We start from the raw sequence: 18,003 nt of genomic DNA, 5'->3' as shown, positions 1-18,003 counted from the left end.
GTTGGTGGGCGGGTACGGGGATGGCGGTCTGCCCGGGCCCCGGCTCTGGCCTGTCCGTGTGGCCGGGTGTCGGTCCGGGGCTGGGGGCGAGGCGCCGGCGGCAGACGGGGCCGTAGCCGTCCTCGGACGGGCGGCGCAGGGCCCTGCGGCACGCGCGGCAGCGGGCGGCGGTCATGCGGCAGCCTCCATCGCCGGGGCGGGCGCATGCCGCTCCAGCTCGGCGCCGGTGATGGCCTCGACGAGGGCGCAGATGATGACCTCGGCGGCGTTCGGGGTGACGGCGTTGCCGTACTGGCGGACGCGCTCCCGCTTGGAGCCAAGGACGATGTACTGGTCCGCGAAGCTCATGGCGCGGCCGATCTCGTGCGGCTCCAGCATGCGGAACAGCACGTCGTCGACGTCGACGGAGCCCTTGACGAGGGCGTACCGGTCGCGGGTGGACAGAGTGCCCACCGGCTCGGAGACGGGCCGGGCGGCGCCGTTGCCGTAGTACGGGACCAGCAGGTGCTCCCAGGTGATGAGGGACTGGTGGCCGGCCGTCGTCAGCGTGCGCAGCGGCTCGGCCACCGGGGTGCAGTGCTCGCCGCCGTCGCCCCGGGAGCTGTTGTTCCGCATCACCATCGCGGTCGGCGGGGTGACGAGGCCGTGGTGGTTGCCCGACGCGGTGACCGTGGCGAGGGCCTCGCTGACGGGGCGGGCGACGGAGCCGCCGCCGCGCAGCTCGGCGACGAACGGCAGCCACGCGAGCCCGGTCTCGTTCCGGGCGGTCTGGGTGCGCAGCGGCGCCGTCGCGGGGGCGGGCTCCTTCCCGTCGCGACCCTCGACCGGGACGAGCAGCGGGGGGATGGCGAGGGCCTTCGTCGCGGTCGTGGTCTGCGTCGTGAGCGGCGCATCGATGGGCCAGGTGCGGACGCCGGGCCGTCGTTCGAAGGTGTTGCCTGCGGCCTCCAGCGTGATCGGCCGGGTGAACCTCTTGAGGCCGGCCTCGATGCGGGCGAGGGTCTTCGCGGCGAGGGGCTTGGCCCGGTCGCCGATGCGCTGGCCGGGGATCGACCAGTCGATCGCGACGGCGGCGGGGAGCGTCTCGGGCTCGACCACGCTGTTGCGGCAGGCCGTGCTGGGGCAGCGGTAGACGTACTGCTGCCGGTAGCGGCCCATGTCCCGGCCGGGGGTCTTGAACACCTGCACCGCGCGGACCCACTGCTCGCACGAGCCGCACCAGGCGGTGGGGCGCAGCCACTTGTCCCAGTCCGGGGCCCGCCGCAGCGTCCGGTGCCAGTAGGCGACGTACAGGCGGTCCCGGGACTGCGGCGCCCGGTGCACCGTGCGGGGCTCAGCGTGCATGCTGTTGAGGGCGATGACGCGGGTGTCGTAGCCGAGCTTGCGGATCTCGCCGAGCCAGCGGTCCCACTGGTCCCAGGCACGGACGTCGATCACATTCTCGACTACGCCAGCCTTGACGAGACCGCCGCGCTCGATCACGCCGCGCAGGTACATCGGGACTTCCTCCATCAGGGCCCGGGACCGCTCGACTTCCTCCGACGGGCCGAAGCCGTCGAACAGGGCGGCCTGCAAGGACGCGTCGAAGTCACGCTTCTTGCCGCGGGCGTTCGACCACTGCGGGCACTCGGGGGAGGCCCAGAAGATGTCGGTGACGGGCCAGCGCTCGACGGGGGCCTCGCGGATGTCGCCGCGGTAGTGGTCGGTGCCGGGGAAGTTCGCGGCGTGGGACTCGATGGCCAGCGACCAGTGGTTCGCGGCGCGCTCGACCCGGACGCCAGGGACGGCGTGGGCGCCCTGGCTGGAGCCGCCAGCGCCACAGAACCAGTCCATAACGGTCAGGGCGTCGTCGTCGTGTCGGTAGGCGGTCACGGGCTGGTCCTCTCGGGTTCGGCGATACGGCTGGGGTGGCTGGTGGCTCTCCGGTATGCGGCGTTGAGGCGGCTGGTGACCCAGGCGTGGCAGCAGGCGGGGCAGCGGTAGCCGTAGACCGTGGCCGCGCCGCGTGAGCGCACCGCGCACGGGTGTATGCCTCGCCGCAGGCAGGCAGGGCAGGAGTCCGTCACCAGATCGCTCCCGTCGCCGAGTAGCCGGTGAACTGGTCGGCGTCGACCGGGCGGTAGGACTCCCACGGCCAGCTCTGGCCCTGCTTCACGAACTGCGGCCAGTCCCGCTCGTCGCGCATGCCGCGCCAGGGAACGACTCGGCGCCCGCGTGCACCTGGCTCGTTGGCCGCCGACTTCTCGTCCTCGACGGGGCGCAGGCCGAAGCCGAACTCGGGCCAGCGCATCCACAGACTGCTGCCGAGGGGGCGGAGGGAGCGGGGGCCGACCGGTCCGCCGTGCGGGGAGTGGGCCTCCATGAGGACGGCGCAGCCGGCGGTGGCCCTGGCCTCGTCGATGACCACGGAGACCTTGCGGGCGAGTTCCTCGTCGTTGGGGTTGCCGGCGTGGAGGCGATACACGGGGCCGACGATCAGCACGTCCGGCATGAGCCGCTCGACGCGGCGCATCACCCAGGCGCGATCGGCGGGGCGGGTGAGGTCGACGCCTGCGGGGCGGCACTCGATGTGGAATTGGCCGCGGCGCAGGCCCCGCTTCGCCCGCTCGGCCGCATTGAGCAGCGGCCGGTACTTGCGGCGGGAGGCCGGCTCGCCGTTCTCGCAGTCGAGCACCAGCACACGCACCGGGTCGGTGTAGGTTGCCGGGTCGAACGGGTGGATGCCGGCTGCCAGGCATACCGCGATCTGCCGCAGCAAGGTTGACTTGCCGCCGCCCTCGCTCGCGGTGAGGATCAGCCGGTCGCCGCGCTCGAGGAGCCCGGGCACGATCCAGTCGTAGTTGTCCTCGTGCTGCACGAAGTCGAGCAGGTCCTCGGTCGGCAGGTCGTCGGTGGCCTGCCCGCGGTCGCGGAGTTCGCGGGCCATGGCGACGGCGCGTTCGACGAGGTCGTAGGTGTCGTCGTCGGTGGCGTAGCCCATGGTGACGACGGAGGTACCGAGCTTGATCAGTTCGCGGCGCAGGTAGCGGTCTTCGACGATCTCGGCGTAGTACTCGCCGTTCGCAGCGGTGGGCACGGCGCGGGCGAGTTGGTGGATGTAGCCGGGGCCGCCGACGCGTGCAAGGTCGCCGGAGTCGGCGAGGTGCTTGGCGAGGGTGATGGGGTCGATGGGCTGGCCGGTGGCGTGCATGCGGCCGATGCCGTTGAAGATGTCCTCATGCCGGCGCTCGTAGAAGGCGGCGGGGTTGAGGAAGTCCAGGACGGCGCGGCATGCCTCCGAGCTGAGGAGGCAGGCGCCGAGGACGCTCATCTCGGCGACGGGGTCGTGGGGTGGGGTGCGCTCGAACGGTGCGGGGTCGAGAGCGGGCTCCCAGGCGATCTCGGTGGTCATCAAAAAATCCCTCGGTCTTCGGGGTTGCTGTAGGGGGCGCCTACGGCACGCAGGTGCGGGGTGGGCCGGTAGACGGGGGTGTCCTCGGGGGGCGCCGGCGGGAGTTCCTGCCAGCCGCGGAGGAAGTACTTGGCGGAGGTGACCGCTTGGGGCGCGTTAGCGGCGGCGCGGTGGGCGTACTCGACCATCGCCTGGACGCCGACCGCTTTGATGAGCGCGATGATCGGGAACCACCCGCTGCCTTCCCAGGGCCACCGGATGTTGGGGAAGCCGCTGGCGCTCATCGCGTGCACAAGGGGAAGCACTTGGGCCGGGTAGCGGTCGCCCGGAGCCGCTTGCTCGTCGCCCACATTGATATGAGGAGGTGAGGTGTATGAGGAGAAGGGGGGAGCCACGGCTCCTTCAGAGTGAGCCGTGGCTCCTTCTGAGTGAGCCCCTGCTCCCCCTTGGGGGGGTGAAGGGGGAGCCCCTGCTCCTTCTGAAGGAGCCGTGGCTCCCCCTTGGGGTAGCCCCCGCTCCCCCTTGCCTTCCGAAGGGGTAGCCACGGCTACCCCTTCAAAGGGGGGAACCTTGAACGTCATTCGCCTGCCGGGAACGGCATACAGGACCCTGCCATCCGCGCCCTTGCCGATCGGCACCCGGAACTCCCAGCCGGCCGCTGCCAGCCTCTTGAGCGCGTTCCGCACCACCGTGGCGTCCTTTGCCCCAGTCCACCGGGCAAGGTCATCCAGCACGGCGTAGCTCTCGCGAGACGTCTCGTGCGCGTCATCGGCGATCTCCAGGGCCACAGCGCGCTGGAGGCCGGTGATCTCGGGGCCGAGCGCCTCCCTCAGCAGGCGGCGCAGCTGGTAGCCCATGGGTTCCTTCTCTCGCTGGTCAGTTGGTTGGCGTGCTGGCTCGGTCGCGGGCGGCCTGCCGTGGCTGCGTCTGTGCGCGTGCCGTGGGGGTGAGGCCGCCGCGGATGCCGTGTCGCCGGTCGGCGCCCGCGGTGCCTTCCTCGGCGAGGGCGGCGTCCAGGCAGGCGCGCCGGACGGGGCAGCGGCGGCAGATGCGGATGGCGCGGATGCCGTTGTCGCCCGGCGGCGGGAACCAGAGTTCGGGGTCCGTGGTGCGGCAGACCGCGGACCGCTCCCAGTCGTGGCTGGTCACGCCGCCTCCCCGTAGCGCTGGGGCCAGCGGCGGATGCACTGGTCGAGGTACGACTTGGTGACGCCGAGCCGGTACGCGGCTTGCTCGCGCGTGTAGCCGTGGGACTCCATCCAGGCGGCCTCTTCAGCCAGTTCGGCGCCGCTCGTGGTCTCCACCGTGACGCTGGCGGGGTCGTACTCCGGGTTGTCGATCTGGCCGCAGTCCTCCCAGAACAGCGGGTCCTGCCAGCCGAGCCGCTGGGCTCGCCTTATGGCCCGGACGTTGGGCCCCTGCTGCTGGGAGAGGGCGTTGTAGGCGTCGGCGATGCGCTCGGCGGTGAACTTGGTGACTGTGTCGCAGCGGGCGTTGATCAGCGCGTAGAGCACGGTGTGGTCCACCCCGGCGCGACTGGCGATGACCTTGCTGGTGTGGCCGGCCGCCATGAGGGCTCGGGCGCGGCGAATGCTGCCGGTGGCGTCGACCGCTCGCCGCGGGGGGACGGCGTCGCCGGGCGACAGGGCGAGGATGCGCTGCGCGGTGCCGCGGGTGACCTTCTTGTACTTGCCGTGGAGGATGGCCGCGAGGGTGCTACTCGAGCTGCCCGTCGCGTCTTGGAGTTGGTTCCAGCCGGCGCCGGCGTCCATGAGGAGTCGGAGGTGGGCGGAGACTTCGGCGACCGGCACGGTGAGGGGCGTGCCGTTGAGGGCTTGGAGTCGCCGCCATGTGTCGTAACGCCGCAGGGCAGCGGTGCACTTGGGGCAGTTGCATCCGCCGATGCCTTGTGCCGGGCGGCCCTTGGCGCGGGCGGTGGTGCCGTGGGGGGCGAGCGGGCTGATGACGCCGCGGGTGGGCCTGGCCGGGATCGCGCTGCTCACTCCGCCACCTCCCCGCGGGCCGCGCGGACGCCGATCCACTGCTTGCAGAGGCTCTTGTGGACGGTGGCGCGCTTGCTCGGGACGGCTCCGGCGTCGCGGATGATGCCGTGGCGGGCGGCGGCGCCGAAGCGGGCGCCCCACTGGTTGGGGTGCTCGGGCTCGTCGACTAGGCCCTCGGCGATGAGGTCGGCCGCCTGGAAGGGGAAACCGCGGGCCGCCATGGTCTCTATGGCGGCGTCGCACGCCTCGGCCCAGGAGACGTCGGTGGCGGCCTCGGCGCGGGCCGTGCCGACCTGCTTGGCAGCCTCGCCGGCGGCCGGGTTGACGGTGCCGTGGATGACGGTGGGGAACTGGAGTTGGCCGGTGGTGGGCGTGAGTCGGGGCATGGCGTGCTCCTCTCGGGCGGTACGGTTCGGGGTGGCCGCCCCCGCCCGGTTCGGGCGGGCAGGGGCGGCTGTGGATCACGGCTGGCCGCTCGCGCCGCCGGCGGTGCCCTCGGACGGTGCGGGGGCGGGGGCGTGGGTGGGGCCGCAGCCGGTCAGCAGCAGGACCGCGGTGAGGGCGGTCCCGGCGGCGAGGAGCGCGGTGCGCCCGCGGGCTGGGGTGTGGATGGGGGCGTCCGGCTCCGGCCCGTGGACGGGGCATGCGGCGCCGCGGGTCTGGTCGCAGGTGCAGGTGGCGGCTGTCGGGAAGGGGCGGCTCACCGGGTGCCTGCCTCGGACAGGGGCCCGACCTCGTCGATGACGGCGGCGAGCGGCCACGCCAGGTCGGGTTCCGAGTCGCGGGCCCACAGCGAGGTGCCGTCGCAGATCCCGACGTAGCTCCAGGTGCCGCCGTCCGCCGCGCTGTAGGTCACGCTGGACCGGTAGGTGCGGCCGTCGTAGACGACAACGGACGGGCTGGTGGTGCGCATGTAGCTCTCCAAGTGGGGTGTTGGGGGTCCCGCCGGGCCGGTGTGCGGTCACGGCCCGGCGGGACCAGTCAGAAGGGGGTGCTGTCGGGGCCGAGGCGCAGGCCGGGGATGGGCCACGCGGTGGCCGTGATCCGCATGCGCATCACTCGCCTCCGTCCGTGACGTGGTTGGCGGCGAGGACCTGCGGCAGGGGCTCGGTCAGGGCGGTGAGCATCCGCACGCCCTCCAGCGGCTCCCGCGGGCCGAGCGTCAGCTGCCCGGGCGGCTCCGGTACGGGGCGCGGTTCGGGCCCGGCGTCGTTCTCGTGCCGGTACTCGATGCAGCGGTACTGGTCCGCGATGCCGTAGCGGCCCTCGGCGTCCCGCGGCCCGTCGAGCCACTGCGCCGGGGTCCGGCCGACCAGGGCCAGCAGGACCAGCGGACAGCCCTGTTCCTCGTGCCCTTGCCGTGACGGCCCCTCGTGGATGCAGGTCGAGCAATTCGCGTCCAGCCAGCCATAGCCCTCGGTGCCGTTGGCGAAGGGGCGCCGGTCGCGGGACTCGGCGAACAGCGCGTCGTAGTCGTCGGGGCTCACCGGTCGCTCCCCTCGGCGCGCTCGGTCAACTCGGCGTGCCAGTCCGGCCGCTCGACCGGGGGCGGGACCGGCCCGAGGTCGGCGGCGCCGGTCAGGACCCGCCCGGCCCGGGTCGAGCCCGCGTACACCAGCGCGGCCCCCACGCCGGCCAGCAGGACGGCGGTCACGATCAGCGGCAGGTAGGCGCCCATCACGCACCGCCGTCCGCGGCCGGGGCGTGGCCGGTGATCTCCTCGGCCGTCACCGGGGCGGCCGGGAACTCCTCGTCGGCCGTGATCTCGCCGCGCTGCAACGACTTGTAGGTGACGATCAGCTGCGCCACGTCGTGCTCGGTCCACTTCGCGGATGGCCGGCCGAGCTTGGCCTCGATCCGATCAGCGGTGATGCCCAGGCCCTCGAACACCCTGATCGCGTCGGCGATCCGCTGCGGCAGCGGCTTTCCGCCGCCGTCTCGGAGCGTCTTCGAGCACAGCTCCTTGGCCTCCTCGACGAACCAGGGCGGCAGGATCGCGAAGATCGCCTCCCGGACCCGGCGGGCGCCGTTGTTGGCGTTGTTCTCGTAGATGTCCCGCATGTCCGTGAGCTGCTTCGGACCGCCCTTGGTGTCGCGGCGGTGCGGCACGATGAACGTGGAGCTGTTGCGGGAGTTCTTCTCGACGTCCCAGGCGAACGCCTGCATCTCCGACTGGCCGAACTCGTCGTCGCGGCGCAACTCCACGAGGCCGTACTGGACGTTCCCCCAGCAGCGGGCCAGCTCGCGGGCGAGGTGAACGGACGCCCCGGTGACGGTTGACCCGGCGCGGGAGTAGCGGAAGAACGCCCGCTCGGCGAGGAACGTCTGCCTGCACGACTCGCGCATCTCGGCGAGCGCGCCCTGGAGGCTGCGCGGGCACTGCTGGGCGACGACCACGGCGGCCTGCACCTCGGCGGCGGCTCGGGACTGCTCGACAGCGGTCCCCTGTCCGATCCGGGCCGGGGCCGGGGCCGGCGCGGGGGCCGTGCGCTCGATGGGCTGGGTCACAGGTACTCCTCGTCTCGGATGGCGGCCCAGGTGGGCAGAGAGATGGGGACGGGCTGGTCGGCGTAGCCGGGCCAGCGGCCCGAGGCGGTGCACTCGGCGAAGATCTGGCGGGCGCGGTGGTTGCGGGCCGCGCCGAGTTGCAGCGACGACGGCACGATCTGCGCGACCGTCACCAGGTACGGCGGCGCCTTTTCCTGCACGACCAGCAGGAACACCGCGTCCTCGCCGCCGAGGCCGCAGGCGCGGACCCCGTCGAGGTACCAGGCGGCCTGCTGGTGGTAGCCCCAGGCGGCGACCGCCTTCGTGATCCCGTCTGGGGAGGCGTCGGCGGCGGTCTTGTAGTCCGGCACGATCAGGCGCCGTCCCGGCTCCGGGGTGCGGGCCCAGTCCAGGCGGGCCCGGCACTCCACGCCGGTTGCCGCGTCCGGCCAGAACAGCGACAGCTCGGGCTGGCCGCTGCCGGGAGCGAAGAGGGCGCCGGCGACCGGGTGCTGGCGGATGGCGGCGGCCATGGCCTGCACCTGGTCGTAGTCGTCGGGCAGCAGCGCCAGGCCGCCCGCGGCCCGCACCTCCTCGCGCTCGGCGCGGGCGGCCTTCGTGCGCCAGTCGTCGAAATCGACGCGCACGAGGTCGGGGCCGTCGCCGAGGACGAGCCGGTGCGCGGCGCGCCCGTGTTCGAACGCGGCCTTCGGTTGCGGCGGGTGCTCGCGCTCGTAGGCGAACAGCGCGGGGCAGGACGGCGGCAGCAGCCGCCTCGCGCCGGTGGAGGAGAGGGCGGGGTGGGCGTGGTACTCGGCCTCGGGCATGTTCTCGACCACCCGGGGCCCGCCGGCCGGGACTTCCGTCCCGGCCGGCAGGGTGCTCGTCATCAGGCGGTACCGCCCTTCCGCTGTGCCGCCCACGTGGTGGTGCGGGTCTGGTGGGTGTCGTAGAGGCGTGGCCGGGTGCCCCCGTGGCTCGTGCACAGGTGGCCCGGCGTGGCCCCGCAGGTGGGGCAGGCCACCGCGAGCTGCGGCAGGGCCCACGCGGGCGCGCTGTCGGGGGCGGGGCGGCTCACCGGCGGCCCCCCCTCAGACGGCGCGCGGCGCGGCGGGTGAGGCGCCGGTCGCGCCACGTCGCGTCCAGGCCGAGGCGCATCAGCGCGAGTCCGGCGACGGCGGCGGCGAGGAGCCACCACGTCTGCGCCCACATCAGCCCTCACCCCCGGCGCGCTTGGCGTGGCGGCGGCGCGACCCGGCGGAGGATCGGCGGGGCCGCCCGGTGGGGTTCAGGCCCACCGGGTCACACGGCCCCGGGTGCCGGGCCGGGAGCGGGCACTCGCCACCCCGGGCCAGCGGGGCGCCACAGGTCTCGGCGGTCACCGGCCCTCACCCTCGGCGGCCGGGCGCCCGTACTCCGGGCATCCGCTGTCGTGGGTGTGGTCGTCGGAGTCGCAGGTGCACCGGTCGTGCCCGTGGACATGCCACTCGCGGCCCTCACGCCGGGCGCGGGCCAGGTCCTCCCGGCCCGGCCGGACGGCGGCCAGCTGGTCCTGCTGCTCGGCGACCGTCGCCCGGGCGGCGGCGAGCTGGTCGGTCAGGGCCTCGATCTGCCGCAGCTGGTCGGCGGCCATCTCGCGGGCCTTCTCCAGATCGCGTGCCTGCCGCTCGACCTCGGCGAGCAGTCGGGGGATGTCGGTCCGGGCACGGGCGACGAATGCCGCATCGCTGTACCCGGTATGGACATCGGCGATCACACCGTCGTGCAGCGACCCCACACCGAGCACAAGCCGCGGCTGCGCCTCTACGGCGTAGGCGCCCTGCTCGTCACGGGCGCTTCCCCAGTGGCCCGGGGTCGCGGCCTCGGCGCGAGCGCGGATCTCGTCCAGCTCGGCCGCCGTCAGCGGCGTCAGCGGCGGCTGCCCGGTCATCGCGCACCGCCCGTCGCGAGCGCGGCGTACCGGTCGTCGTCGCGGTCGAGCAGGTGCCGCAACTCCGCGCGGCCGAGCGGCAGGGCGTCGTGCAGGGCGCGCACCGCATCCGCGGCGATCAGGTGGCGCAGCGCGCGCTCCTCCCGGGCCGTGCGCAGCGGCTCCCCCGCCACCGGCACCGCCTCGAAGCCGGCGCGCGTGGGCGAGATCACGCCCAGGTGACGGCCCTCCGCGGTGGCGACGAGCACGGGGCCGTCGCCACCACGCAGGATGAGGCTGCGGCCGTCGATGGCCACATGCTTCGCCAGGCCGCTGGCGAGGACCAGCAGAGACGGGTGCGGGTCCGGGTCGAACCGCACGGAGTCGGGGATACTGGGGGCCATCGGGCCCCTCCTTCCTTCAGTGGTTGATCAGGTGGGGTTCGAGGTCGGCGCCGGTCTCTCACACCGGCGTCGGCCACCACGCCGCCTCAAGCAGCGCGCTGGGCCAGTTCGTCCGCGGCGGCCTTCGCGGCCAGCCATGCGAGGACGTCGCGCCGGTCGTAGAGCACGTCGCGCCCGATGCGGACGCCCTTCGGCCCCGTTCCGCGTCGGCGCATCTGGCGCACGGCGTCCGGCTTCTTTCGGATCAGGACGGCCACTTCGGCCGTCTTCAGGTAGGGCGAGGCGGTGCCCGTCTCGCTCATGTCAGGTCTCCTGTCGTGGGGGCTCGATTTCGGCGATTTCTCGCCCGAGAGCGGCTGCTATGCGGGCGAGCACTTCGGGTGTCGGGTTGCGCAGTCCCCGCTCGATGCGTGACAGGTGAGCAGGGGAGAGGTCGGCGGTGGCAGCGAATCGGCGCAGGCCGTAGCCACCCCGTTCGCGCAGCCGCCGGATCAGCGGTCCATCGGCTTGCACATCACTGACGATAGAAGGCGATGTGTGACGAGTCAAGACGAACATTGACGAGCATCGACTACGTAAGACGAAGTAGATGTCGACGTGTATGCAGCGTGCCTATCCGGTGGTAATGGCGGGTCCTCGTCTCGTGTCGACCGTGATTGACCGATACTGTTGCCGGTTGTTGCCCGCACCAGTCGGGTGGGGCGGGCACACACAGAGAGGTCAGCGATGAACACAGATCCGGGAGGGTGGGCGCGCCTCGCCCGAGCCCTTCGGGAGAGCCGCCGCGACAAGGGGCTCACGCAGGCCGCCCTCGCCGAGAGGGCGCATGTATCAACGTTCGCGGTCGTGGCCGCAGAGAGAGGCGAGCCACCGAAAAAGCGCATGCCACCGACGCTTCCGAAGATTGCGCGAGCGCTCGGCTGGCCCCCGCGGGCCATAGAGGCCATCCTCGAGGGCGGCGACCCGCCAGAGGGCTGGGGGCGACCTGCCGTCCTCGACGCGGAGATGCTGGAGAGCGTCATGACCAAGGCGATGGTCACCGCCACCAACCACGTCACAGCGGCCGAGATGAGGGAGGCCATCGGCATCACGATGGACGAACTGCGCCGACTAGGGGTGTTTTCACAGGCGGATGGCGTGCAACCAAACAAGACGATGTAAGACGACTAGTGACGATCCGTCTACGCAGGGATAAGCTGCCGACCCGAGCAACGGCGCTCGGGTGACGAGCGGGGAGGCGCGTCATGCACCACAGGCAGCACGTGAAACCAGTGATCGTCACCGACGAGTTCCCACCCACCGTCTCAGCCGTATGCGTCAAGATCAGCGGTCAGCCGTTCGCTGTCGTCAGTCGGGCGGCTGTCGCTGATCTTGGGCGCCACGCCGAGATCATGAGAGCGCTGACCATTGGGGGGATCAGTCGGCAGGCCATATGCGAGGTGCTCGATGGGGTACGTAGCTGACCGCTGGCACAAGAGCCGGCCGAAGCCCGGTGAGCCAGAGTGCGGCGAGCACAAGGGCAAGGTCGCCAGCCGGGCGCACGGTAAGGGGAAGCGGTGGCAGGCCCGCTATGACGGCCCCGACGGCGGGGAGCGCACCAGTCTTCACCGCACGGCGGCGGAGGCGGAGCGGGAGATCATCAAGCAGGAGTCGGCGAAGATGACCGGCTCGTGGGTGGACCCGAAGGCGGGGAAGGTCACGGTTGAGACCTATGCGTTCGACACGTGGCTGCCCGCGCAGAACATCAACGGCCGCACCGAGATTGAGTACCGCGGGGTCCTGAACCGGTACCTGGTCCCGGAGTGGGGCACGCGGGAGATCCGCTCCATCAAGCCCTCCGAGGCTGGCGCGTGGCAGCAGCTCCTTCTCGCCAAGTACGAATTGAGCGGCTCCACCCCGAACAGCGTCGCGCGCCGGGTGCGCTCCGTGTTCCGGCTCGCGGTGATCGACCGCGTGATCGCGGTCAGTCCGTTCGCGGGCATCAAGGCGCCGACGCTGGTCGAGTCCACGGTCGACCCGCCAGACCTGGCTGAGGTCCTCGGACTCGTGGACGCCGCCTACCATGTCCGGTGGCGCGCGATGATCGACCTGACCGCGATGACAGGCCTGCGATCGGGCGAGATCCGCGGGCTCCGTGTGGACCGCATCGACCGCGAGCGCGGGGTGCTTCGTGTCGAGGAGCAGCTGGTGTACGAGCGCGGGCGCGGGCTGTACTTCGACGACCTGAAGACGGGCGCCGGCCGCCGGGTTCTGCCGCTGACCGACGAGGCGCTCACGCTGCTCGCCGAGTACGTTACTGCCCACCCCCCAGCTGTGGATGGCGAGTGGGCGGGGCTCGTGTTCACGATGCCAGGGGGGGAGCCGATCGGCGAGTCGACGCTCGACTGGGCTCTGAAGAGCATCTGCCGGCGGGCCGGAGGGCCCGCACGGCATTGGCACGAGCTGAGGCATCATTACGCCTCCGTGCTCATCGCAGGCGGGGAGAATCCGAAGGTCGTACAGAAGCGCCTGGGCCACAAGGACGTGCTCACCACGCTGCGGGTGTATTCGCACCTCTGGGCGGAGGCCGAGGAGCGCACTCGCGGCGTCCTGGACGACGCGAGGCGGAAGGCGCGGGAAGCGGCTGCGGTCCGGCGGGAAGGATTCCTGTCGGGCGGAATGATTCCGGAAGGCCAGGGTACTCGCGTGGCATCTGGCCTGGTCAGTGCGTAGACCGGATACTCACCACTGGATGTTCCAGGCGGAGAACGCGAGCCAGGGCGCCTGAGCCCGGACCGCGGACCGCCGGCGCCCGGCAGCGGGCGCCCCCCGCACGAGGCCCCCGCCGCCCGAAAAGGGGGGCCGGGGCCTTCGCCACTCGTGGCGTGGCCGTCCCCGAGGGGACGGCCACGCCACACGCCGTATTTGCGGGTGTGTTCCCGGGCGTTCCGGGGCGGCGGGCGTTGAATTTCCCGCCCAGCGGGGAGGCATTCATCATCGGCCCGCCGCGAGCGGCCAACCACGCGTACGCTCACAGTAGTTGGGAGAACGCGTGGAGTGCCGAAGGGTGCCCGCGGCCGCACCGAAGGGGGTTATGCCATGGCCGATCCGCTCTCGGCCGACGCGCTGGTCGCGGCGCTGCGGGAGGAGGGCGTCACGCTGGTCGAGCACCGCGGCTGGCGCACGCACAACCGCAACGGCGCGGGGCCGTGGGGCCCGGTGCACGGGGTGATGATCCACCACACCGCCACCTCGGGCACCGAGTCCTCGGTGGAGCTGTGCTACGACGGCCGCTCCGACCTGCCGGGGCCGCTGTGCCACGGCGTGATCGCGAAGGACGGCACGGTCCACCTCGTCGGGCACGGGCGCGCCAACCACGCGGGCAAGGGGGACGGGGACGTCCTCGCCGCCGTGATCGCCGAGCGTGCACTGCCCGCGGACAACGAGGCCGACACCGACGGCAACACCCGCTTCTACGGCTTCGAGTGCGTCAACCTCGGCGACAACCGCGACCCGTGGCCGGCGGCCCAGGTCGAGGCGATCGTCCGGGCCTCGGCCGCGATCTGCCGCGCCCACGGCTGGGGCAAGGCGGGCGACACCTCGGTGATCGGCCACCTGGAGTGGCAGCCGGGCAAGATCGACCCCCGCGGCCCCGGCATCGGCATGGAGGACGTGCGCTCCCGGGTCGCCGAGCGCCTGCGGCACCCGGCCGGCTGGAGCCGGGAAGCCCCGCCCTCCGGCCAGGACAAGGAAGGAGAGGACCCCATGCCGAAGTGGTCCCTGCTCAGCACCACGGACTACGCCCGCACCGTGCGGCCGGGCGAGTGGACGACGCTCAACTTCAACCGCGCCCACGAGGGCGGCGCCTGGGTCAGCCGCGACCCCCAGCCCTCCATCCTGGTCGGCCCCGCCTACTACACGGCCTCGGTCGGCGTGCGGGTGCGGGGGCTGGCCGCGGGGCAGGAGTTCCAGATCCGGCTGGCCGAGTACCGCGAGCGGGACGACGGCGGCTACGAGCGCACCGGCAGCCTGCCCATCAGCTCCCCGGTCCACGACGCGGGCGAGGGGCACTTCTCGCACACCTGGACGGGCTTCCTCTCCGGCAGCCGCAAGGGCCGCCTGCGCGTGGAGGTGCTGAGCAACGGCGAGGGCGAGGCGACCGTGGACTGGGCCCGTGCCGAGACGCTCTACTGGCCCGCCTGAGGCGCGCGGGGCCGGGTGGCCGGGCGGGTCCCGGGGCAGTACGGTTCCGCCATGCGCTACGAGGCACGGCACAGTGCGGACCGCGGCTGGTACGTCGTCTCCGACGAGGGGCACCTCGCCCACGTTCCCGACCCCGACCCGGGCAGCCACCACCCGCGCGCCGCGCTCTTCGAACGCGAGGAGGACGCCGTGCGCTGCGCCCAGGAGCTGACCCGGCTCGGCGCGCTCAGCTGAGCCGGCGCCGGCCGGGGAAGCGGACCCGCGGGTCCGGTCCCCGCCCGCCCTGCTCGTAGAATCGGCCCCACCATGCCGTACTTCGACCACGCCGCCACCACGCCGATGCTTCCCGAGGCCATCGCGGCGATGACCGAGCAGCTGGCCCGCACCGGCAACGCCTCCGCGCTGCACGGCTCGGGAAGGCGGGCGCGGCGCGCCGTCGAGGAGGCGCGGGAGTCGCTCGCCGGCGCGCTCGGCGCCCTGCCGAGCGAGGTGGTCTTCACCGCGGGCGGCACCGAGGCGGACAACCTGGCGGTCAAGGGCCTGTACTGGGCCCGCAGGGACGCCGACCCCCGCCGCACCCGGGTGCTGGCCAGCCCCGTGGAGCACCACGCCGTGCTCGACGCCGTCCAGTGGCTCGCCGACCACGAGGGGGCCACCGTCGACTGGCTGCCGGTGGACCGTTACGGCCGGGTGCACCCGGACGCCCTGCGCGCGGCCGTCGAGCGCGGCCCTGACGAGGTCGCCCTGGTCACCGTCATGTGGGCCAACAACGAGATAGGCACCGTCCAGCCGGTGGCCGAACTCGCCGCCGTGGCCGCGGAGTACGGCATCCCGATGCACGCCGACGCGGTCCAGGCCGTCGGCCAGCTCCCGGTGGACTTCGGGGCCTGCCCGCTCGCCGCGGTCACCGTCTCCGGGCACAAGATCGGCGGCCCCTACGGCATCGGCGCCCTGCTCCTGGGCCGGGAGTGGAGCCCCACGCCCGTGCTGCACGGCGGCGGCCAGGAGCGGGAGATCCGCTCCGGCACCCTGGATGTGCCCGCCGTGACCGCCTTCGCGGTGGCCGCCGAGCTGGCCGTGGCCCGCCGCGAGCGGTTCGCCCGGGAGATCGGCGCGCTGCGCGACGAGCTGATCGCCGCGGTCCTGGCGGCCGTTCCCGACGCCGTGCTCGGCGGGGACCCGGACCCGGCCGGGCGGCTGCCGGGCAACGCGCACTTCGCCTTTCCCGGCTGTGAGGGCGACTCGCTGCTGCTGCTGCTCGACGCCCAGGGCATCGAGTGCTCCACCGGCTCGGCCTGCACCGCGGGCGTCGCGCAGCCCAGCCACGTGCTGCTCGCCGCCGGGGCCGACCGCGAACTCGCCCGCGGCACCCTGCGGTTCTCGCTCGGCCACACCTCGGTCAAGGAGGACGTGGCCGCGCTCGCCGAGGCCATCGGCCCCGCGGTGCGGCGGGCCCGCGCGGCCGGCCTGACCTGAACCGGCGCGTAGGCTTGAGGCGTGATGACCGAGACCCACCGCGAGCCGGGCCGGGCCCGGCGCCCCCTGCGGGTGCTGGCCGCCATGTCGGGCGGCGTGGACTCCGCCGTCGCCGCCGCCAGGGCCGCCGAGGCCGGGCACGAGGTGACCGGCGTCCACCTCGCCCTCTCCGCGAACCCGCAGTCCTTCCGCACCGGCGCGCGCGGCTGCTGCACCCTGGAGGACTCCCGCGACGCCAGGCGCGCCGCCGACGTCATCGGCATCCCCTTCTACGTGTGGGACCTGGCCGAGCGCTTCCGCGCCGACGTGGTGGACGACTTCGTCGCCGAGTACCGGGCGGGGCGCACGCCCAACCCGTGCCTGCGCTGCAACGAGAAGATCAAGTTCGCGGCGCTGCTCGACAAGGCGCTCGCGCTCGGCTTCGACGCGGTGTGCACCGGCCACTACGCCACCGTGCGGCGCGGCGCGGACGGCGAGCGGGAGCTGCACAGGTCCGCCGACCAGGACAAGGACCAGAGCTACGTGCTCGGGGTGCTCGACCAGCGGCAGCTGGCCCACGCCATGTTCCCGCTGGGCGACACCCGGGCCACCAAGGCGGAGATCAGGGCCGAGGCCCAGCGCCGGGGGCTCGCGGTGGCCAGGAAGCCGGACAGCCACGACATCTGCTTCATCGCCGACGGCGACACCCGGGGCTTTCTGGCCGGGCGGCTCGGCAGCGCCGAGGGCGAGATCGTGGACGAGGACGGCCGCGTGGTGGGCACCCACCAGGGCGCGCACGGCTTCACCATCGGCCAGCGCCGCGGCCTGCGGCTGGGGCATCCGGCCCCCGACGGGAAGCCGCGCTACGTGCTCGACATCTCGCCGGTGGACAACCGGGTCACGGTCGGCCCCGCCGAGTCCCTCGACGTGGTCGCGCTGACCGGAATCCGCCCCCGCTGGTGTGGCCGGACGCCCACCGGGCCCGGCGCGTACACCGCGCAGCTGCGCGCCCACGGCGGGGAGACGCCGGTGACGGCCGAACTCGCAGGCGAGGAGCTGCGGGTGCGTTTCGCCAGCCCGGTCCGCGGCGTCGCCCCTGGGCAGGCGATCGTCCTGTACGACGGGAGCAGGGTGGTGGGTTCCGCCACCATCGCCGCCACCGAGCGCCGCACCGCGCACGTCGCCTGAGCCGCCGCCCGCGGCGCGTTCAGGCGGGCGACTCCAGGTCGCGGCGGCGGTTGGCCAGCACCGGGACGGCCGCGCGGGCCCGGTCCGTCTCGGCCGCGTCCAGGGTGTGCAGCAGCAGGCCGGGGGCCGCCCCGAGCCTGGCCCTGACCTCGCCGAGCGGGGAGACCACCATGCTGTGGCCGATGCCGGTGGGCGCCCGGCCCGCCGGGGGCTTCCCCACGGTGGCGGGGTCGGCCTGCCCGGCCGCGACCACCCAGCAGGTGCTGTCCAGCGCCCGGGCGCGCACCAGCACCTCCCACTGCTCCCGCTTGCCGGGGCCGGCGCCCCAGGAGGCGGGCAGCAGGACGGCCTGCGCCCCCTGGTCCGCGAGCCGCGTGAACAGCCCGGGGAACCGCACGTCGTAGCAGGTGGCGAACCCCAGCCGCACCCCGTCCAGGTCCGCCAGCACCGTCCGGTCCCCGGGCGCGACCGTCGCGGACTCGGCGAAGCCGAAGGCGTCGTAGAGGTGCAGCTTGTCGTAGTGGGTGTCCACGCCACGGCCGGTGATCAGCAGGGTGTTGCGCACCCGCCCGTCGGGCGCCGGCGTGAACATCCCGGCGACGACCAGCACTCCGGCGCGCGCCGCGGCCTCGCGCACCCCCGTTGCCCACGGCCCGTCGAGCGGCTCGGCCACCGGCCCGAGCGGGATGCCGAACCTCGCCATCGTCGCCTCGGGGAAGACCACCGCCCCGGCCCCCGCCTCGGCGGCGGCCCGCACCCGTTCCGAGACGGTGGCCAGGTTGGCCGTCGGCGAGACGTCCGCCGCCAGCTGGCACACCGCCACGCGCACCTCTCCCACCCGGGGACCTCCTCGTCGGTTGCTCGGTTGCTCGGTTGCCCGGTTGCCCGGTTGCCCGGTTGCCCGGTTGCTCGGTTCGCCGGCGCGCGGCCCCGGCGGCGACGGCCGCCGCCGGCTCCGCGCGGGCCGTGGGAGACCATGGTCCT

25 protein-coding genes and 1 pseudogene are annotated in these 18,003 nt (G+C 73.4%); 6 read left to right on the top strand and 20 right to left on the bottom strand.

Annotated elements, in window-relative coordinates; translation table 11 throughout:
* Positions 1-171: 171 nt before the first annotated feature.
* From D7294_RS16905 to D7294_RS16825, 19 genes are all read right to left on the bottom strand, one after another.
* Positions 172-1,872 (bottom strand): DNA cytosine methyltransferase, encoded by a 1,701-nt coding sequence (locus D7294_RS16905; protein ID WP_241562423.1) that lies wholly within the window; start codon positions 1,870-1,872, stop codon positions 172-174.
* Complete coding sequence (locus tag D7294_RS31970; RefSeq protein WP_158674641.1) at positions 1,869-2,015, bottom strand: hypothetical protein; 147 nt, start codon at positions 2,013-2,015, stop codon at positions 1,869-1,871. The genes D7294_RS16905 and D7294_RS31970 overlap by 4 nt, the downstream gene beginning before the upstream one ends.
* Before the next feature lie 47 nt (positions 2,016-2,062).
* A complete protein-coding gene (locus D7294_RS16900) occupies positions 2,063-3,391 on the bottom strand; it encodes an ATP-binding protein (protein ID WP_120680546.1) in 1,329 nt (442 codons plus the stop codon).
* A complete protein-coding gene (locus D7294_RS31585; protein WP_147450847.1) occupies positions 3,391-3,696 on the bottom strand; it encodes a hypothetical protein in 306 nt (101 codons plus the stop codon). Before D7294_RS31585 ends, D7294_RS16900 begins: the two co-directional genes overlap by 1 nt.
* A 571-nt stretch (positions 3,697-4,267) precedes the next feature.
* Positions 4,268-4,540, bottom strand: coding sequence for a WhiB family transcriptional regulator (locus D7294_RS16890; protein WP_174248370.1), 273 nt, complete (start codon positions 4,538-4,540; stop codon positions 4,268-4,270).
* Complete coding sequence (locus D7294_RS16885) at positions 4,537-5,394, bottom strand: helix-turn-helix domain-containing protein (RefSeq protein WP_120680540.1); 858 nt, start codon at positions 5,392-5,394, stop codon at positions 4,537-4,539. The genes D7294_RS16890 and D7294_RS16885 overlap by 4 nt, the downstream gene beginning before the upstream one ends.
* Positions 5,391-5,780 (bottom strand): hypothetical protein, encoded by a 390-nt coding sequence (locus tag D7294_RS16880; RefSeq protein ID WP_120680538.1) that lies wholly within the window; start codon positions 5,778-5,780, stop codon positions 5,391-5,393. Before D7294_RS16880 ends, D7294_RS16885 begins: the two co-directional genes overlap by 4 nt.
* 75 nt (positions 5,781-5,855) lie before the next feature.
* On the bottom strand, positions 5,856-6,098 hold the full coding sequence (locus D7294_RS16875) for a hypothetical protein (protein WP_120680536.1): 243 nt from the start codon (positions 6,096-6,098) through the stop codon (positions 5,856-5,858).
* Complete coding sequence (locus tag D7294_RS16870) at positions 6,095-6,307, bottom strand: phiSA1p31-related protein (protein ID WP_120680534.1); 213 nt, start codon at positions 6,305-6,307, stop codon at positions 6,095-6,097. Before D7294_RS16870 ends, D7294_RS16875 begins: the two co-directional genes overlap by 4 nt.
* 142 nt (positions 6,308-6,449) lie before the next feature.
* Entirely contained in the window at positions 6,450-6,881 is a 432-nt protein-coding gene (locus D7294_RS16865; protein WP_120680532.1) for a hypothetical protein, read from the bottom strand.
* The gene (locus D7294_RS16860; protein WP_120680530.1) at positions 6,878-7,072 is read right to left on the bottom strand and encodes a hypothetical protein; all 195 of its coding nucleotides are present in this window, start codon (positions 7,070-7,072) and stop codon (positions 6,878-6,880) included. The genes D7294_RS16865 and D7294_RS16860 overlap by 4 nt, the downstream gene beginning before the upstream one ends.
* Complete coding sequence (locus D7294_RS16855; RefSeq protein ID WP_120680528.1) at positions 7,072-7,902, bottom strand: hypothetical protein; 831 nt, start codon at positions 7,900-7,902, stop codon at positions 7,072-7,074. The genes D7294_RS16860 and D7294_RS16855 overlap by 1 nt, the downstream gene beginning before the upstream one ends.
* Positions 7,899-8,771 (bottom strand): PD-(D/E)XK nuclease-like domain-containing protein, encoded by an 873-nt coding sequence (locus D7294_RS16850; protein WP_120680526.1) that lies wholly within the window; start codon positions 8,769-8,771, stop codon positions 7,899-7,901. Before D7294_RS16850 ends, D7294_RS16855 begins: the two co-directional genes overlap by 4 nt.
* Positions 8,771-8,959, bottom strand: a complete 189-nt coding sequence (locus D7294_RS16845; protein WP_120680524.1) for a zinc finger domain-containing protein — start codon at positions 8,957-8,959, stop codon at positions 8,771-8,773. Before D7294_RS16845 ends, D7294_RS16850 begins: the two co-directional genes overlap by 1 nt.
* Entirely contained in the window at positions 8,956-9,093 is a 138-nt protein-coding gene (locus D7294_RS31965; RefSeq protein ID WP_158674640.1) for a hypothetical protein, read from the bottom strand. The genes D7294_RS16845 and D7294_RS31965 overlap by 4 nt, the downstream gene beginning before the upstream one ends.
* A gap of 166 nt (positions 9,094-9,259) precedes the next feature.
* Positions 9,260-9,811: a hypothetical protein gene (locus D7294_RS16840; protein ID WP_120680522.1), complete on the bottom strand. Its 552-nt coding sequence runs from the start codon at positions 9,809-9,811 to the stop codon at positions 9,260-9,262.
* On the bottom strand, positions 9,808-10,194 hold the full coding sequence (locus tag D7294_RS16835) for a hypothetical protein (RefSeq protein WP_120680520.1): 387 nt from the start codon (positions 10,192-10,194) through the stop codon (positions 9,808-9,810). The genes D7294_RS16840 and D7294_RS16835 overlap by 4 nt, the downstream gene beginning before the upstream one ends.
* 86 nt (positions 10,195-10,280) lie before the next feature.
* A complete protein-coding gene (locus D7294_RS16830) occupies positions 10,281-10,496 on the bottom strand; it encodes a helix-turn-helix domain-containing protein (protein WP_120680518.1) in 216 nt (71 codons plus the stop codon).
* A 1-nt stretch (position 10,497) separates the two neighbouring features.
* Positions 10,498-10,752, bottom strand: a complete 255-nt coding sequence (locus tag D7294_RS16825; protein WP_174248369.1) for a helix-turn-helix domain-containing protein — start codon at positions 10,750-10,752, stop codon at positions 10,498-10,500.
* A gap of 168 nt (positions 10,753-10,920) precedes the next feature.
* Between D7294_RS16825 and D7294_RS16820 the strand changes: the two genes are divergently transcribed.
* The 6 genes and pseudogenes from D7294_RS16820 to mnmA all read left to right on the top strand — a co-directional run bounded on the left by D7294_RS16820 (position 10,921) and on the right by mnmA (position 17,019).
* Positions 10,921-11,355 carry a helix-turn-helix transcriptional regulator gene (locus D7294_RS16820; RefSeq protein ID WP_120680514.1) on the top strand — a complete coding sequence of 145 codons (435 nt, stop codon included), beginning with the start codon at positions 10,921-10,923 and terminating at the stop codon, positions 11,353-11,355.
* Between the two features lie 285 nt (positions 11,356-11,640).
* Positions 11,641-12,906: a tyrosine-type recombinase/integrase gene (locus D7294_RS16810; protein ID WP_120680510.1), complete on the top strand. Its 1,266-nt coding sequence runs from the start codon at positions 11,641-11,643 to the stop codon at positions 12,904-12,906.
* 366 nt (positions 12,907-13,272) lie between these two features.
* A pseudogene (locus tag D7294_RS33965) lies at positions 13,273-13,872 on the top strand (N-acetylmuramoyl-L-alanine amidase); the annotation flags it as partial.
* A 555-nt stretch (positions 13,873-14,427) separates the two neighbouring features.
* Positions 14,428-14,610: a hypothetical protein gene (locus tag D7294_RS16800; RefSeq protein WP_147450846.1), complete on the top strand. Its 183-nt coding sequence runs from the start codon at positions 14,428-14,430 to the stop codon at positions 14,608-14,610.
* Between the two features lie 72 nt (positions 14,611-14,682).
* The gene (locus D7294_RS16795; protein WP_120680504.1) at positions 14,683-15,852 is read left to right on the top strand and encodes a cysteine desulfurase family protein; all 1,170 of its coding nucleotides are present in this window, start codon (positions 14,683-14,685) and stop codon (positions 15,850-15,852) included.
* Positions 15,853-15,876: 24 nt separating this feature from the next.
* Positions 15,877-17,019, top strand: a complete 1,143-nt coding sequence (gene mnmA, locus D7294_RS16790) for a tRNA 2-thiouridine(34) synthase MnmA (RefSeq protein WP_120680502.1) — start codon at positions 15,877-15,879, stop codon at positions 17,017-17,019.
* A 19-nt stretch (positions 17,020-17,038) separates the two neighbouring features.
* Here the strand turns inward: mnmA and D7294_RS16785 are convergent, their stop codons facing one another.
* On the bottom strand, positions 17,039-17,848 hold the full coding sequence (locus tag D7294_RS16785) for a carbon-nitrogen hydrolase family protein (protein ID WP_120680890.1): 810 nt from the start codon (positions 17,846-17,848) through the stop codon (positions 17,039-17,041).
* Positions 17,849-18,003 lie beyond the last annotated feature (155 nt).

This window comes from Streptomyces hoynatensis (assembly GCF_003626535.1).
Taxonomy (GTDB): Bacteria; Actinomycetota; Actinomycetes; order Streptomycetales; family Streptomycetaceae; genus Streptomyces; species Streptomyces hoynatensis.
The sequence above is the reverse complement of the archived record's forward strand: the minus strand, read 5'-3'. Positions and strand labels throughout refer to the sequence as shown.

Excerpts from the sequence above, each read along its gene's own strand:
- D7294_RS16880 (WP_120680538.1), bottom strand. The coding sequence starts at position 5,780 with ATGCCCCGACTCACGCCCACCACCGGCCAACTCCAGTTCCCCACCGTC.
- D7294_RS31965 (WP_158674640.1), bottom strand. The coding sequence starts at position 9,093 with ATGTGGGCGCAGACGTGGTGGCTCCTCGCCGCCGCCGTCGCCGGACTC.
- D7294_RS16830 (WP_120680518.1), bottom strand. The coding sequence starts at position 10,496 with ATGAGCGAGACGGGCACCGCCTCGCCCTACCTGAAGACGGCCGAAGTG.
- D7294_RS16820 (WP_120680514.1), top strand. The coding sequence starts at position 10,921 with ATGAACACAGATCCGGGAGGGTGGGCGCGCCTCGCCCGAGCCCTTCGG.
- mnmA (WP_120680502.1), top strand. The coding sequence starts at position 15,877 with ATGACCGAGACCCACCGCGAGCCGGGCCGGGCCCGGCGCCCCCTGCGG.
- D7294_RS16870 (WP_120680534.1), bottom strand. The coding sequence starts at position 6,307 with ATGCGCACCACCAGCCCGTCCGTTGTCGTCTACGACGGCCGCACCTAC.
- D7294_RS16795 (WP_120680504.1), top strand. The coding sequence starts at position 14,683 with ATGCCGTACTTCGACCACGCCGCCACCACGCCGATGCTTCCCGAGGCC.
- D7294_RS16800 (WP_147450846.1), top strand. The coding sequence starts at position 14,428 with ATGCGCTACGAGGCACGGCACAGTGCGGACCGCGGCTGGTACGTCGTC.
- D7294_RS16840 (WP_120680522.1), bottom strand. The coding sequence starts at position 9,811 with ATGACCGGGCAGCCGCCGCTGACGCCGCTGACGGCGGCCGAGCTGGAC.
- D7294_RS16825 (WP_174248369.1), bottom strand. The coding sequence starts at position 10,752 with ATGTTCGTCTTGACTCGTCACACATCGCCTTCTATCGTCAGTGATGTG.
- D7294_RS16860 (WP_120680530.1), bottom strand. The coding sequence starts at position 7,072 with ATGGGCGCCTACCTGCCGCTGATCGTGACCGCCGTCCTGCTGGCCGGC.
- D7294_RS16900 (WP_120680546.1), bottom strand. The coding sequence starts at position 3,391 with ATGACCACCGAGATCGCCTGGGAGCCCGCTCTCGACCCCGCACCGTTC.
- D7294_RS16850 (WP_120680526.1), bottom strand. The coding sequence starts at position 8,771 with ATGACGAGCACCCTGCCGGCCGGGACGGAAGTCCCGGCCGGCGGGCCC.
- D7294_RS16835 (WP_120680520.1), bottom strand. The coding sequence starts at position 10,194 with ATGGCCCCCAGTATCCCCGACTCCGTGCGGTTCGACCCGGACCCGCAC.
- D7294_RS16810 (WP_120680510.1), top strand. The coding sequence starts at position 11,641 with ATGGGGTACGTAGCTGACCGCTGGCACAAGAGCCGGCCGAAGCCCGGT.